The following is a 16,030-nucleotide window of genomic DNA, read 5'->3' as shown; positions in this document are numbered from 1 at the left end:
CAGCATAGAAGAGCTTAATAACAATCACACGACATTTTTGTTACACAATTATGTAAGTTGATTCAAAGCATTGCGCAGCTTCTCAATGGGAGTATACTGACAACAGTTTAGCCATTCTCTGAGGATACTATGATGGATTACAGCACTTCTGATCTGTGCGATCACTTCGCCGATGCCATTGACGTACTTGAGCCTATGTTCATTAACTTTGGCGGTCAAAGCGCCTTTAGTGGTCGAGTAAAAACCGTTAAATGCTTCGAAAACAATGAAATGATTGCTGAAGTACTACAACAAGATGGTACGGGCAGAGTGCTATTGGTCGATGGCGGTGGTTCGACTAGACGTGCTTTAATCGATATCGACCTCGCTGAATTAGCAACTGATAATAATTGGCAAGGTATTGTTGTCTATGGTGCCGTGCGCCATGTAGAAGAGTTGGAAGAATGCGAGTTAGGTATTCAAGCTATCGCCTCGATCCCCGTTGCCGCTGATAGTGAAGGCGCAGGTGAGCAAGGTGTCCCTGTGAACTTTGCAGGCGTCTCTTTCTTTGACGATGACTTCCTATATGCTGATTCAACCGGCATTATCATTTCCGCAGAGGAACTGCTACTTGAAGTAGATGACAACCCTGCTGATGAATAATACATAACAAACCTGAGCTGTTACTCAAAATGAGAACAGCTCTGCTATCTTCTATAGAATTACCTGCATTAAAAAACACCTGAGTACCATGACTGTAAATAACTGGATTAAGATTTATAACGAATCGAATATCAATGAGTTCACCTCAACTCGTGAAAATGAAACGCGCTTTTGGCAAACCCTTTCATTTTTGCAAGTCCAAAACGAATTTTCTCAAGCGCTAAAAGATGCCGCCCAATTTGGAATAAAGTACGTACTTGTCGCGATTAACGAAGATATTGGCCCGCGAGGTAATTGCGGAAACGGTGGTGCCACAGACGGCTGGTTTGCATTTTTAAAACGATTTTTAAATCTACCCTGCAATCAATTTCTCCAGCCAGACAATGTGTTATTGCTAGGTGAAATCATCACAGTTGACTTGCAGGCAAAAAGCGAAAATATAGACAATTGCACCGCTGAAGGGCTGGAGCAACTGCGAACTCTATGCTCTGAGCTTGATCAACGCGTTAGTGGCGTATTAAAAGCAATTTTTGATGCGGGCCTAGAACCGATTGTGATTGGTGGAGGACACAACAACAGTTATGGACTCTTAAAAGCACTCTCACAAAGTCAAAAAGTGCCGTGCCAAGCCATCAATTTTGACCCTCATGCTGATTTTAGGGCTCTGGAAGGAAGACACTCTGGAAATGGTTTTAGTTATGCGCATCATGAAGGGTATTTAAATGACTATCATGTTGTTGGCATGCATGAGCAGAAAAATAATGACACCATTGTCAGCGCGCTTACAGAAGCTGGATTTACCTTTAATAGCTATCAAGAAATATTAGTGTCTCGTCAAGTTAGTTTAACGGATGCAATTACACCGGCTTTAAAACGCTTTGATAAGTCTAGACCAGTGGGTATTGAAGTTGATGTTGATGCAATCTCTGGTATGCCTGTTAGTGCATTTACCAACTGTGGGTTTAGTGTAAATGACGCCGAGCACTTTGTGTATTTGGGTGCGCTACACCCCAACGCAAAATATCTCCATTTATGCGAAGCAGCACCCGCGAATCACCCTCAAGGGGCGCAACAGGGGCATATTGAAGCAGGGCAAGTGCTCTCTGGGCTTGTATGCAGTTACCTCAGAGCTAAACAGAATTAATCTGTACTGTCTGCAGCACTCGATGGGTCTTCGATCGGGTGCTCCCAGCGCCATTGTTTAAGCCAGCTAATCATTCCAACACTGCTTAACGGACGAGTGAATAGATAACCTTGAGCGGCGAAGGCATTCAAATTCTGGGCAAATTGTAATTGCTCTTGAGATTCAACCCCTTCACAGATCACTTTGCAATCTTGGACATTTTGCATTTCAACAATACCACGAACAACAGCTTTAAAGTTGCCTTGGCTTTGGTTTGGCGTAGTGAGTGAACGGCCAAGTTTGACATAATCAACCTCCAATTTAGGCAACTTAGCCAACAGTAAAGGCGATTCGCCAAACCCATCCACACACAATCTAACCCCCATAGTACGCAGCCTCGCAACCATCGCTATACCTTGTTGATCTAAGGTCGTAAACATTTGCGAGGGACATTCAATAATGATGTCTTGAGGCAATAATTGATGTTCAACCAACACGCGATCGACAAACTCGATAAACTCCTCATGCAGCATCTCGGGGCCAAACAGATTAATACCCAATGGCATTTGAATCCCTTCGACTCTGAGAGCCAAAGCAATCTCCGCTGCGCGCTCAATAACATATTGCGCTAAAGGCAATGCTAACCCAGCAATACGGATATCGTCGATAAATTTACTTGCAGCTAGTATGCCCTGTTTTGGGTGCTGCCAGCGCAGTAAGAGCTCAACATATTCAATATCACCATCACGGTTGCGCACAATAGGTTGAAAATACAGCTCTAGTTCATTTTTAAAATCAATATGCGCAAGCTCAGCCAAACGCGCTTGCTGCTCCAATCGGTCGATTTGCATCTTTTGTTCATAGGGCGCAATCACTTTTTCAGGCGAACTGTCTAGTGCAAGAAAAGCGCAGGTCAGTAAATCGTCAAATTGCCCCAATTCTTCATCACAGTTAACAAAGCTTGCTCTAGCACTTACCTCAATAATGCAATTACCCACATTAAATGGTTTTAAAGTACTTTCGATGATCTCTGCACAGAGGTGTTCATGCAGATGTTTTTGATTCGCCAAGCTACAAACAAACACAAAATGCAAGCCGCCCAAATGTGCCAGCCGAGCCATTTCATTACCCAAAGCAATGGGCATCACATCGTGGCTTTGTAGATACTGCTTCATACGATTGGCAGACTGTGCAAGTAACAGATCTCCGAACTCTCTGCCTAAGTGAAAATTAACTTGCTGAAACCCTTCTAATCGAATCATTACCAACATTGCAGTGCCAGGCTCTCTAGCCCGATACTCATTAAACGCTTCCCTCACACCAGCACGGTCTGGTAGACCCAAAATATCACTATTTGGAATTGGGTTTGGCTCCGCAGCAGGTGGTAAGTCTGTATTTTGAGAGTGCAAAAAGAGTTCACTAATGAAGATAGGTAAAATACCTGCAATCACATAAATTTGCGGCCAATACCACCAAAAGTGAGTTATTATCAATAGGGTTGCAATAACTGAAGATAAGGCTGCAACGACAATGTGCCAGCCCTTTCCGAGTTTGTCACTTTGCCATATATGTACGAGTAATAATGCAACCAAGCCATATAACGCGATGTCACCAACTTCAGCGAGGACAGCCAAACACCCAGCCCCCAATAGTGCATGAATAATTCTATTCACTGCAAATTGAGACCGCGCGATAGCCACTAAACTCAAGCTCATGACCACACCAGCAAAAAATGCACTCACGAGCTCAGGTTGCCAAGCACCAAATAATGACTCGTCAGATAAAGTAGTATTTGCCCAAATCGGCAACCCCATACATGCTAATATAAACGCATATACCCACTTTGCAGACATCATTCTTGCCATTATTCGATCACTTTTTACATCGTTATTATTGGATAAGTCTACCCGATATCCACAGATTTAACAGATCGTTTACGCCAAATTGGTAACTTAATTCAGCGGGATGCTGAATTTGCCACATCGCAATATCTGCTTTGCAGCCTACTTTAAGCACACCGCGATCATCCAAGCCTAACGCCTTGGCAGCATGTCTCGTTGCTCCTAGTAACGCCTCTTCTGGTGTCATTTTGAATAAAGTACACGCCATATTAAGCATCAAACGTAATGAACACAGTGGAGCCGTGCCAGGATTAAAGTCACTGGCAATCGCGATAGGTACACCATGATCACGCAACAATTCAATTGGCGGATGTTGTGTTTCACGCAAGAAGTAAAAAGCACCAGGTAAAATCACTGCCACAGTGCCCGACTTTGCCATTGCTTCAACACCACGTTCGTCTAAATATTCAATATGGTCCGCTGACAAGCCATTAAATTCCGCAACCAATTCAGTACCGTGTTGATTAGATAGCTGCTCGGCATGACATTTCACTTTTAGCCCAAGCTCTGTTGCTCGCTCAAACACTCGTTTTGTTTGTGCATGACTAAAGCCGACATTTTCACAAAACACATCCACGGCATCTGCCAGGTTACGCTCGGCAACTAATGGCAACATTTCATCACACACCAAATCAATGTAACCGTCACTGTTTCCTTTAAATTCAGGCGGCAATGCATGAGCGCCTAAAAATGTACTCTGTATTTGAATGGGGTGATGCTCATCCAAAATTTGATTCACTTCAAGCAACTTTAGCTCTGTGTCAGTGTCTAAACCATATCCTGACTTACTCTCAACAGTTGTAACGCCTTCGCGAAGCAGTGCGTTTAAACGCGATTTTGCAGCAACAAATAGCGTTTCTTTGGAAGCTTGTCGAGTGGCTTTTACGGTTGTCGCAATGCCACCGCCTTGCTCGGCGATTTCCTGATATGACACACCATTTAAACGTTTTTCAAATTCTTCTGCGCGTGAACCTGCAAATAGAATATGGGTATGACAATCAATTAGTCCTGGTGTTAACCAAGCATCTTTTGCTGAAGTCACAGGAATTGATAGGGCATCAAACTCTGGTAGTTCGGATTCCTTACCCAGCCAAACAATGGTATCGCCTTTAATCATCACGGCACCATTCTCAATTACACCATATGCACCCTCAACTTGCGCATCCATTGTCGCAATATTCGCATTAGTTATCACTAAATCTACATCGATCACAGTCTATACTCGGTTGGATAAAATTAATACGAGTTTAGCAAGAATACTTGTATATACAAGATAAGTGTGCCACCTTTATGAGTACCCTTAATTTTGGCGACAAATAATCGTGACTGACCAACCTAAGTTTGCACAGATAAAACAACATATTATCGACAAGATACGCGCCGGAGCTTGGCAGGAAAACCAACGTGTTCCTTCTGAAAATGAATTGTCAGATCAGTTTCAAGTAAGCAGAATGACAGCCCGGCGAGCACTTAGTGAACTCACAGAAAGTGGTGTACTCACTCGCAGCCAAGGGCTAGGTACATTTGTCGCAAGCTTTAAATCTCAATCTTCGTTGTTAGAAATCCGCAATATTGCAGATGAGGTCAAAGAACGTGGAGGAAACTATACCTGCATCGTTTTGTCGTTGGAGTCAATTTCCGCAATCGCACCTATCGCCATTGCTTTGGGTGTTGAGATGGATAGCTTGGTGTATCGCAGCATCATTGTGCACAACGAAAACGATGCACCATTACAAGTAGAAGAACGATTTGTGAACCCTGCGCTTGCACCTGAGTATCTGCAACAAGATTTTAGCCAAACAACGCCCCATGAATACCTCACCCAAGTTGCCCCGTTGACTGAAGCAAGGCACACAGTAGAAGCCATTATGCCAAATGAAGAAATTTGCCAGTGGCTTGATATGTTTAATGAAGAGCCTTGTTTACAAGTGATCCGAAGAACTTGGTCATCACACGGTATCGTGAGCTTTGCGAGACTTATCTCTTCTGGAAGCAAATATCGACTCGGCGGCCATTTAACCTTTAAGAAATAACCCAGTAGGTTAAACAGCCTAATACAACTTTATATCAACGAAACGTTATATTTCGTACTGATATTCAAAACCCAATTGACACACTGCTGAACCACTAATAATTCGTTCTGACTTAGTATCACTGCCAAACGTCGGTGGTACGCTCCCATGTTGCGTGCAATGTTTGTGATAATAATCTTGCTTGGTTGGATGTGACGGGTGACACAAATTATATATAGGGGCTGCATCTGACCAATTGTCTAAAATACACAGCAAACCATTCACGGCATCTTGTTGATGTAACATATTCACACGCGCAAAAGATGAACTCGACAGATGCTTGCCTGAAATAAAGCGTCCCGGCTCGCGCTCTGGCCCAACTAAACCAGCTAAACGTACAATTTTGCCACCCGCGTTTTGAACCATCTCTTCAGCGCCTTGTAGTATTTGTTGGCGTTTTGTATCGCGCTCGGCAAGTGCTGCCAATTCAGTAAACTCACCATCTTCGGTTCCATATACTGCAGTCGACGAGCACAATAGAAATCCTCTGCATGCCATACTTTTTGCAGTTTCAAGTGCCTGCTTCAGGGTCTCTAAATAGTTACTATCCGTTTGACGCATACGCGGCGGAATGGCACACACCCAATATGCGTCGTCCAAGGTTAGGGTATGATGGAGTTTTGAGTCAGTTACACAAAAAGCGCTAATCTGCGCAGTGCTATCAGCAGCTCTACGTGTTGCCTCAACCTGCCACCCAGCTGACTTGGCATCGCGCGCAAGCGCATTTCCGAGCCAACCAGCTCCCAAAATGATCAACTTTTTACTCATCATATTTTCTTATATTTACCCAAAGTAGGTCACAATGTTAGTACAGAAGTAATTAAAATTCTATCAACAGTTTCTCAGCTTTAGGTTATAAATATGCTGCTGTAATTTGATGATTCTGTACTATTTTTTTATTCGACAAGTGAAGATATGATGATTAAACATGATCTCCCCTTGGTTGTGCCTTAACCTTTTATGGTAGCCAATTAAGATGAGATATGGTTTTATTAAGCTAGCGCTGTCCCAATAAAAAGAATATGTCATGTTTGAAAATTTATCTCTTCGTAAAAAAATTCTCATCTTAATCGGCGGTACAATTTCTGTACTATTGATTCTCGCTTCTACGTATTTTGTTAATCATATCGCAACAATATCTCGCCAGGGTATTGAACGCGAAGCGCAGAGTTATTTGTACTCTGAAAAACTCTCAATGGAGTCCTTTTTTGCTCAATACGGGAAGGTCGTCGAAACGTTTGTTACCAACCCACACAATATCAATTGGTTTGACAACTACAACGAGCGCGACAGAGATCTTAGCAATGACAAAGGCTATGACGAAGTTAACGAAGATTTTATCCGCATCAGTAAAAGTGACGCAAATATTCTTTCCGCTTTTATGGCGTCCGCACGAACAGGCGAATACTTTAAAGAAAACGAACGTACATCCAATTTCGCAGATGGCCGCCCTTATTACGCATACAAACGCCCTTGGTGGCAAGATGCGCTAAGCCATGGCAAGCTTTATGTTGGTGCTCTGTCTGTCGACATTAACACCGGAGATGTGTCAGCGGTGGTGCAGCAGCCGATTTATAACAAGCAAGGTGAGCTAGTTGCCGTTGGTGGTGTTGATTTACAAATTAATAGAATCAGTGCCATGGTTGAAGAGATCCAATTTGATGGACAAGGCTACGGATTTTTATTGGACCATGACCTAAAAGTTGTCCACCTCTCTAAACGCACTGGTCATTCACTTTCAACAACAGATTCTGGACCAAAAGGTAAAGAAGGCCTTGCGGGTTTGGAACAACAATTTCAAGACACCTCAGGTTTTACTGAGTTAACACGCTCAATCGGCAACCAAGACTCTGGCACCGCAATGGTCACAATGAAAGGGCAAGACTATTACGTTGTGTTCAACAGTGTGAAACTGGATACTCCGGTACTCGATTGGCATGTAGGTATACTAATTCCAGTAAGTTTAATCGAAGAACCTGTCGATAATGCCGTAGCTAGCACTGTGACTGCGGTCATCGTGATTCTGGCAATCATAGTTGCTATGATCTTAGTCGCTGCACAGATGATAACCCGCCCAATCATTACATTGGCAGATACAATGCGTGATATTGCGACGGGTGAGGGCGATTTGACACGCCGTATTAATATCGATAGCAAAGATGAAGTGGGCCAGTTGGCCATGCATATGAACACCTTTATCGATAAACTGCGCGCGATGATGATAGATACAGCAGCACAAGCCGAGCAGTTAAGCGGTGCGTCAGCGCAACTGCGTGATGTATCAAATAATACCAACAATGAAATTCAGCAAGAAAAAGAACAAGTAGACAGTGTATCTGCTGCTGTAACAGAAATGGCAGCAACAGTCACCGAAATCTCTCGCAATGCACATGAAACGAATCGAGCTTCAGATTTAGTGCAAAGTATGACAAATGATGGTGCGCAGCGCTCCAGTCAAGCGCAAGAAGTGATGACAGAGCTCGCATGTCATATCGGTGAAGCAGCCAAAGTGGTTGAAGGCTTAGAGCAAGAGACCAGCAATATTGGTGCTGTAATCGACGTTATCAATGGTATTGCCGAGCAGACTAACCTGCTTGCACTTAACGCGGCAATTGAAGCAGCCAGAGCTGGTGAGCAAGGCCGAGGCTTTGCGGTTGTGGCCGATGAAGTAAGAAGCTTAGCGAGCCGTACTCAAGAGTCAACAGACGATATTCGCAACATGATCTCTAAGTTGCAACAAATCGCACAGCAAGCATCTACGATGATGCAGCAAGGCCAAGAGCGCGCACAAAGTTCAGTAGAGCAGACCCAAGAGGTACTTGATGCGCTACGTAATATCACAGAGTCTGTGAATACAGTGCAAGATCAAAGCCATCAAATTGCGACTTCCACAGAGGAGCAGACGGTGGTTGCTGAAGATATCAATAACAGCTTAAATGCGATTAATGACTTGGTAAATAGTACGGCAAATCATGCTCATTTACTGGCTGACGAAGCGCGTGATCTGAATGATTTAGCCAAAGCGCTCAATGCGACGGTTAATCAGTTTAAGCTTTAAATAAGCCCGCGTGCAGTACCAAAAGCTGCACGCGATTTCCTGCACATCAAAAAACTTCAACACCCGTTCATTTAAAGCGATTAAGAAACCATCAACCTAGCTGATTACACTTTCAACATAAAGTCCAAAAACCCTTTACTATCAGTTAGTAAACTAAAATCCAAAACTATTGATTAGAGTCAAATAATTTCACTTAGATTCCATTAATTGGGTATTTTTTTTCACCCGATAAATAATATGATCAAATTGCAAAATTTACACTAAACTATTCATAGGGAATCCCTCTTTCTATTCCACATTTTCATCAACAGCTTAACTCGAAGATAAGGCTTTTAAATGGTAAAAAACTGGCGGTTAAACCAACAGCTCAACGGTGCTTTTGGCGTAATGATATTTATGATGTTAATCCTATCTATTGTTGCATATTGGGGATTAAGTTCTGGGTATAGTAACTTCGTCGACTACCGTACCAAAGCGCGCGACAATACTTTAGCAGGCCGGATCCAAGCAAACTTGCTGGAAGTAAGACTGCAGGCAAGTAAATATTTGAAACATCAAAGTCCAAATGCAATTACACAATTCAATCAACGATTAGATCTGCTTGAACAATTGATGGCTGAAGCGAAAAGTCAGTTTAAAGACCCAGCTCAGTTACAAGTGATTAGTCGCAGCCAACAACAGGTGGAACGTTACAAGAAAAGCTTTGAGAATATTGTCAGTTTGTTTGAGCGTCGCCATAGGTTGGTCAATGATGTGCTGAATGTGCAAGGGCCCCTACTAGATACTTTGCTGAGTGACATGATCGCAAACTCACAATCTCTTACTGATATAAGAAATATCAGCATGTTAAGAGGCTTGTTGCAACAAGGACGCTTATCGACCAACAAATTTTTAGTCACTAATTCGGAGCAAGACTACCAAGCGGCAAAACAGGCCTTTGCAGCTTTACAGTCCCAGTTTCAAAAAACACTCGCGAATAGCGGAAGATCAGATTTAGCTAAGAGCAATACACAGTTCAAGCAGGCACTTGATGCATACAAAAACGGTCAAGAATCCGTATATGGTGTGATCTCTGAACGTAACCAACAAATCGCTCAAGTGCTAGACACTGTTGGGCCTGAAGTTGCCAGTCAACTTGAAGACATCAAACTTGATATCAAAGCAACACAAGATCAATTGGGGCCCATTGTGCAATCCGCGAGTGCAAATTCTAAGTTTACGGTGGTTATTTTTGCCAGTATGATAATCTTACTGGGCTTATTCTTTAGTTGGTACATCAGTAAGATCATAAAACTGCCAATAGGCGGAGAGCCGAAAGAAATTGAAGCCATGGCACGAAGGATTGCGGCGGGCGATTTAACCGTACAATTCGACAACCATGGTGAACATACCGGCATCTATCAGGCTATGGCAAGTATGGTGCAAAATTTACGTGGATTTATAGAACAAATTCATCAGTCGACTGACACACTTGCTGAAACCTCGCAAACGATGAGTGCCATTACAACTCAAGCAAAACATGGTGCCGAGCAACAAATGGCACAGCTAGAGTACACAGATAGAGCCATGGACGAAATGACCGAAACGGTCTCCGAAATCACCCGCAGCACTCAGTCCGCTGCCGATACAGCGACCTCTACAGAGCAAACTTCAAAGCAAGGTCTACAGGCCGTTTCTGAGACACGTAGTGCAATCTCACTGCTTAAAGAAGACATCAACAATGTCAGTGATACCATTTCTAGCTTAGCCGATGAAACTCAATCCGTTGGCTCCATTCTGGATGTTATTAGGGGGATCGCCGATCAAACCAACTTGCTCGCTCTAAACGCAGCAATCGAAGCAGCCCGCGCTGGTGAACAAGGGCGAGGCTTTGCCGTTGTTGCAGATGAAGTTCGCAGCTTAGCCAGCCGAACTCAACAAAGCACAGAAGAGATTCAAGCTATGATCTCTCGCTTACAACAAGAAGCGCAGCGTTCTGTCGACCTCATGAGCAATAACGTTAACAATGCTGAAATTACCGCACAGCGTGTTCATGAAACGGGTCAAGTACTGGAGCATGTCTCTGACTCTGTCATCTCCATTCGGGATATGAGTATTCAAATCGCCAGTGCGACAGAGGAACAAAATGCCGTGACGCTCCAGATCTCAGAAGGAGTGAGAGAAGTGACCTCCACCGCCAAAGAAACAGCACAAGGCGCAGAGCGAGCTTCAAGTGATGCTGAGCAACTTGCCAAGCTAGCCGAGGAACTCGCCACAACAGCCAAACGCTACCAACTTTAAATGACATGGACAAATGTAAGGTCTATGCCTTACATTTGTCTACTAAACGCCCTATTGCGTCAGATCAAACTGCATTCTATGCGACACAATTATAATTACGACGTGTAATCAAATTTGAGTGCGATCGTGATTAAATTACCTTTTTGGGAAGATTCCCTGATCAAGAAATATAATATTTCTGGACCAAGATATACCTCATATCCAACAGCCTTATCGTTAACTTCAGGGTATGATCAACAAGCGCTTTCTAGCGCCATTGAACAGTCTGCCAGCCGAGCATTATCTCTGTACATCCACATTCCGTTTTGTCATCAGCTTTGTTATTACTGTGGTTGTAATAAGATCATCACACGCCACCAATCAAAAGCAGATGTTTATTTAGACCATTTATGTGCAGAAATTCGTGCCCAAGCTCCGTTCTTTAAAGATTATCAAGTCGAGCAACTTCATTTGGGCGGCGGCACACCAACGTTTCTAACCGAAGCCCAAATGACTCGGTTAATCACAACACTGGAACAGCATTTCACCTTTACTAAAGATGCACAGCGCGGCATTGAAATAGACCCACGTTCACTGGCTGACAACATGCTAGTTGCTCTCAAGGAACTGAATTTTAACCGCGTTTCATTTGGGGTGCAGGACTTTAATGATCAAGTGCAAGAAGCGGTTAATCGACCGCAAGAGCTCGACGAAGTACTCAGTATTTTGCAGCAGGCGCGCGCACTTGGCTTTAAATCTATCAATATGGATATGATTTATGGTCTACCGCATCAGACACCTCAAAGCTACCGTAAAACGATTGAGCAACTCATTGCCCTGGGACCAAATAGAGTATCACTGTTTAACTACGCACACTTGCCAGACCGCTTTGCAGCTCAGCGCAAACTCAAAGAGCAAGACATGCCAAGCGCAGAGCAAAAATTACAAATCTTTAAAAACGCACTGGAGCAAATGACCCAATCAGGATATCAATATATTGGTATGGACCATTTTGCCAAACTAGACGATGAGCTTGCCATTGCACAACGTGAAAACCATTTACATCGAAACTTTCAAGGCTACACCACCCATGGTAACTGTGATTTATTGGGACTCGGGGTATCATCAATTTCGCAAATTGGCAGTGCTATATTACAAAACGAAAAAGATTTAAAAACCTATTATGCAGCCGTTAATGATAAGCATAATGCAATATGCAAAGGCATCTCTCTTAATCAAGATGATGTGATCAGGGCGCATGTAATTAAGCAACTCATTTGTCATTTTGAATTAGATAAATCGGCGATCAGTCAGCAATTTGATATTGATTTTGATACATACTTTGCCACTTCATTGGCATCAATGAAGCCGCTCGTCGATGACGGGTTAGTTGTAATAGATAAAGATAATATCACTGTGACAGCACGTGGCACTTTGTTTATCCGGATCATTTGTATGAGCTTTGATGCTTACCTCCAGCAACAAATAAAGAACACACGGTTTTCTCGCGTTATCTAACCCCATGGCTGCAATAAGATGCAACTTAATTGCAGCCGCATCTTCAACTAGGTGTAGCTTTCGCACCTAAATAATTAAATTCTCTCTGCAAGTTATCCTCACCAAAATTTTTTACAAATAATTATCATTTATAAAAACGTTATGACCGCCTCAAACACGTTTTAATAAATGTAATAACCGCCCAACTTACACCGAAACTCCCCATTTTAATCTACTGATAAATATTAATATATTTATTCAGTACTGAATTCCCGGTGAGAAATTTAAAATGATATGACAATGTATTATCAACAAGACCTAAACAACACAATTTCACAAAAAATAAACAGTATTGACATATTGAGATAACTTAAAATAAAGTCGTTTTGTTCAAAATACGAACATCTGGAAATCTCGTTCCAGTTTTGCAAATAACAAAAAGGATTTATTATGAAAAAGTTAGCAGCTTATGCGCTTGCATTATGCACGTTTGGCAGTCATGCCGTACATGCAAATACAGATCTTAGTATTCAAGTTGAAGAAAACACAGTAAGTGGTCACTTTCAAACTTCATTAAATACAAGCAGCCTCAAAAGCACTGTCTCTGGTGACAATAATGTGGTGAAGTTTAGTCTATCTGATGATTTAAATAATCACATCAGTAGTACTATCAAATTCAACGGTAATACATTTAATCTCAAGCTGGATAATACCAACAACACTGTACATATTTCTGGTTTTGACATTAATGATAACAAACTCATTAATAGCCAAAAATTAAAAAGCAGCTTAACCAGTATATTCCGTGATTCACAAAATTACGCAGATGACGTCTTAAAGGTGCAGAGCAAACTCGATAAAGAATCAAAAATCGTACTATTTAAATTCTTTGAATTTCTGTCGACTTACCCTGTGGGCATGCCAATAGAACAAAGTATTGAACAAGACTTTTCAGCTCAAGGCTGGACTGATCTGTGTCCATACATGGGTAGATATAAAACTGCAATTTGGGATGTAACCTATGTAGGTGTTAAAACGAAAAGTTATAAAGTGGGTGGCCATGGTTTTTGCGCTGCCCGTTGTGGCGCTGGCTGCCCAATGTTTGGCGATGGTCAGTATACACAGGACTGTTTAAATCATGATGCTTGTGCAGACGTTGAAGGAGAGCAGCTTGGAGTATGTGGTGACGAGTGGACATCTGCCTCAGATGACTTCTGGTTCTCTCCTGATTGTGAGACTCCACCTTCTAGTTAATTAATAGGCAGGAAAAGTGAGTGAAAGCGCTCACTTTTCCCAAATAGCTTATCCACAAAGCGTACAACTTGATCTCGCAACTGTGGTGTCAGAGAATAGATGAAAAATCTCAGCAAGGAAGAGTTATATGTTTAGCCAAAGACGGCTATTGATCTTATCGATTATCATGGCATGTATTGCCATTGCACCGCTGGCAGCCATGCTGATAGCAGAATTTGTATCTTCTCAATTAAATTGTATTGTTAATGAGCGGAGTGATGTGCCCTGCACTTTATTTGGCACAGATATTACCATGTTGCTTGCTAGCTTTTACGTGGGAGGCTGGGCAAGCTTTGTCACCTTACCTCTTGCTGGCGGTTGTGCTGCAATATTGTATTTAAAGTATCTAGATAAAAAGCTCATAAATGACGCATCATAAACGCACAACACACAGTACATAAAACATCACACGTTACATCCCTGATCATTAAGTTCCCCAGCTCGATAAGGTTTGGCTCGGGAACATTGAATGCCATTCAAACTTTTAGGGATAATTAATGGGAATTGAAAACGCGAAACAGCGCTGGCAAGCACTACTTGGCGAAGAAAATGCACGCTTTAACACCAGTGCGAGACGTCCTTATGAACGTGCAACCTTTGCAACCGATACCAAAGTAAGCGGTGTACTCAGGGTTAAATCGAAACAGCACTTGCAGCAGGCCTTGATTATTGCGAACGAAGAATCTGTTCCAGTATACCCACTCAGTACAGGGAAAAATTATGGTTACGGTTCCAGTGTTCCAACATGCAATGGGGCTGTTGTCATTGACTTGTCAGCTTTAAACCAAATCATTCGATTTGATAAAACGCATGGCACTCTCACAGTTCAACCTGGCGTCACTTTTGAACAGGTATATCAATTTCTCAAAGAACAAGGCGCTGATTTTTCAATCGCTGGCACAGGCTCTACACCAGCATCAAGCTTAATCGGCAACACCTTGGAGCGTGGTATAGGAAAAGGATTAACCAGTAATCGCGTTGACAATATCTGTAATTTAGAGGTTGTATTACCCAATGGACAATGTATCCACACTGGTCTTAGTCGATTTGTTAATGCAAAAGGTAAAGACGTCACAAAATTTGGGCCTGGACCATTTTTTGATGGCATATTCACACAGTCTAATTTTGGGGTGATCACAGAAATGACCTTTTGGTTAACCCCCACTCCCAAAGCCTTCACCACCTTTGTATACACCATAAAAGATGAGACTAAACTGCCTGAAGTCATTGATGCACTGCGCTTTTTAAAGCAGCGAGATATTTTACGCTCCTCTACAACCCTTTTTAATGACCACCGCATCTTGGGGTACGTAGGAGAATACCCTTGGGACTTATGCGATGGTAATCGCAGCCTAACAGACGAGGAGGTCAAAACCGCTCTACAACGAAGTCTGCCAATAGCGAGCAAGTGGTATGGAGATGGTGCGCTTTTCTGTCATAGCCGCGCCCAGGCACGTGCTGAAATTAAACTGATCAAACAAGCGCTGAGTGGTTTGGTCTCAAATCTGATTTTCTTTAGAAGACCCTACGTTACTTTTGCTAGTAAAGTACTCACTGCCTTGCGCAAGTTTTCGGGTAAGTCTTTTATCAACCCAATCGAGATATACTTTAATAAATCATTGTATCTGGGCCACCCTCTGTCGATAACACAAACGCTGGGAAGCACCTATATTCGCAAGAAAATGAGTCTACCCAATGCCAACCAAATTGACCCAGATAAAGACCAATGTGGAACCTATTGGATGGGGCCAATAGTGCCATTTGAAGGTTCTGAAATTGCAGCAGCAACGAAGATAATCAAAGATGTCATTACAGCCTATGGCTATGAGCCAGCCATGACTCTACAGTGTATGTCAGCACGGCAAATTGATATTATCACTTCAATCTCATTTGATAGAGAGATTTCAGGAGAAGATGAAAAAGCTAAAGCTTGTCACGATGAATTGCTAAAAAAACTCTGTTTAGCAGGTTACTACCCTTATCGATTAGGTAATCAGTCTCAACATTTATTGCCAGCACCAAATGATGATTACCTACAATTTACCACTGCAATCAAACACGCTCTAGATCCAAACGACATATTGGCACCAGGCCGATATGATTTTAAAAAGCAGGCTAAGCGTGCTTCTCAATCAACCAACGGATAGAACGGGAATTCAATTAAGAATTGCTAAAAATAAAGCCC

The 16,030-nt window shown here is 42.5% G+C and carries 12 protein-coding genes; 9 read left to right on the top strand and 3 right to left on the bottom strand.

Going from position 1 to position 16,030, the window contains the following annotated elements:
* Nucleotides 1-132: 132 nt before the first annotated feature.
* On the top strand, nucleotides 133-642 hold the full coding sequence (gene rraA / locus N475_RS22120) for a ribonuclease E activity regulator RraA (RefSeq protein WP_063356892.1): 510 nt from the start codon (nucleotides 133-135) through the stop codon (nucleotides 640-642).
* An 88-nt stretch (nucleotides 643-730) separates the two neighbouring features.
* Nucleotides 731-1,786 (top strand): formimidoylglutamase, encoded by a 1,056-nt coding sequence (locus N475_RS22115; protein WP_063365974.1) that lies wholly within the window; start codon nucleotides 731-733, stop codon nucleotides 1,784-1,786.
* Here the strand turns inward: N475_RS22115 and N475_RS22110 are convergent.
* Entirely contained in the window at nucleotides 1,783-3,630 is a 1,848-nt protein-coding gene (locus N475_RS22110) for a GGDEF domain-containing phosphodiesterase (RefSeq protein WP_227008469.1), read from the bottom strand. The two genes, N475_RS22115 and N475_RS22110, sit on opposite strands and share 4 nt — an antisense overlap.
* 25 nt (nucleotides 3,631-3,655) lie before the next feature.
* Nucleotides 3,656-4,834, bottom strand: a complete 1,179-nt coding sequence (gene hutI / locus N475_RS22105; RefSeq protein WP_211270625.1) for an imidazolonepropionase — start codon at nucleotides 4,832-4,834, stop codon at nucleotides 3,656-3,658.
* A gap of 154 nt (nucleotides 4,835-4,988) precedes the next feature.
* Between hutI and hutC the strand changes: the two genes are divergently transcribed.
* Nucleotides 4,989-5,699, top strand: coding sequence for a histidine utilization transcriptional repressor HutC (gene hutC / locus N475_RS22100; RefSeq protein ID WP_063356895.1), 711 nt, complete (start codon nucleotides 4,989-4,991; stop codon nucleotides 5,697-5,699).
* 45 nt (nucleotides 5,700-5,744) lie between these two features.
* Here the strand turns inward: hutC and N475_RS22095 are convergent, their stop codons facing one another.
* Nucleotides 5,745-6,506, bottom strand: a complete 762-nt coding sequence (locus N475_RS22095; RefSeq protein WP_248846354.1) for a Rossmann-fold NAD(P)-binding domain-containing protein — start codon at nucleotides 6,504-6,506, stop codon at nucleotides 5,745-5,747.
* Between the two features lie 259 nt (nucleotides 6,507-6,765).
* Between N475_RS22095 and N475_RS22090 the strand changes: the two genes are divergently transcribed.
* The 6 genes from N475_RS22090 to N475_RS22065 all read left to right on the top strand — a co-directional run bounded on the left by N475_RS22090 (nucleotide 6,766) and on the right by N475_RS22065 (nucleotide 15,992).
* Nucleotides 6,766-8,796, top strand: a complete 2,031-nt coding sequence (locus N475_RS22090) for a methyl-accepting chemotaxis protein (RefSeq protein WP_063356897.1) — start codon at nucleotides 6,766-6,768, stop codon at nucleotides 8,794-8,796.
* Nucleotides 8,797-9,132: 336 nt separating this feature from the next.
* Nucleotides 9,133-11,076: a methyl-accepting chemotaxis protein gene (locus N475_RS22085; protein ID WP_063356898.1), complete on the top strand. Its 1,944-nt coding sequence runs from the start codon at nucleotides 9,133-9,135 to the stop codon at nucleotides 11,074-11,076.
* 126 nt (nucleotides 11,077-11,202) lie between these two features.
* Nucleotides 11,203-12,573: an oxygen-independent coproporphyrinogen III oxidase gene (gene hemN / locus N475_RS22080; RefSeq protein ID WP_063356899.1), complete on the top strand. Its 1,371-nt coding sequence runs from the start codon at nucleotides 11,203-11,205 to the stop codon at nucleotides 12,571-12,573.
* A 429-nt stretch (nucleotides 12,574-13,002) separates the two neighbouring features.
* Entirely contained in the window at nucleotides 13,003-13,806 is an 804-nt protein-coding gene (locus tag N475_RS22075; protein WP_063365972.1) for a DUF8213 domain-containing protein, read from the top strand.
* Between the two features lie 127 nt (nucleotides 13,807-13,933).
* A complete protein-coding gene (locus N475_RS22070) occupies nucleotides 13,934-14,224 on the top strand; it encodes a hypothetical protein (protein ID WP_063365971.1) in 291 nt (96 codons plus the stop codon).
* A 118-nt stretch (nucleotides 14,225-14,342) separates the two neighbouring features.
* Nucleotides 14,343-15,992 carry an FAD-binding oxidoreductase gene (locus tag N475_RS22065; protein WP_063365970.1) on the top strand — a complete coding sequence of 550 codons (1,650 nt, stop codon included), beginning with the start codon at nucleotides 14,343-14,345 and terminating at the stop codon, nucleotides 15,990-15,992.
* Nucleotides 15,993-16,030 lie beyond the last annotated feature (38 nt).

Origin of the sequence: Pseudoalteromonas luteoviolacea DSM 6061 (genome assembly GCF_001625655.1) — a bacterium.
Taxonomy (GTDB): domain Bacteria; phylum Pseudomonadota; class Gammaproteobacteria; order Enterobacterales; family Alteromonadaceae; genus Pseudoalteromonas; species Pseudoalteromonas luteoviolacea.
The sequence above is the reverse complement of the archived record's forward strand: the minus strand, read 5'-3'. Positions and strand labels throughout refer to the sequence as shown.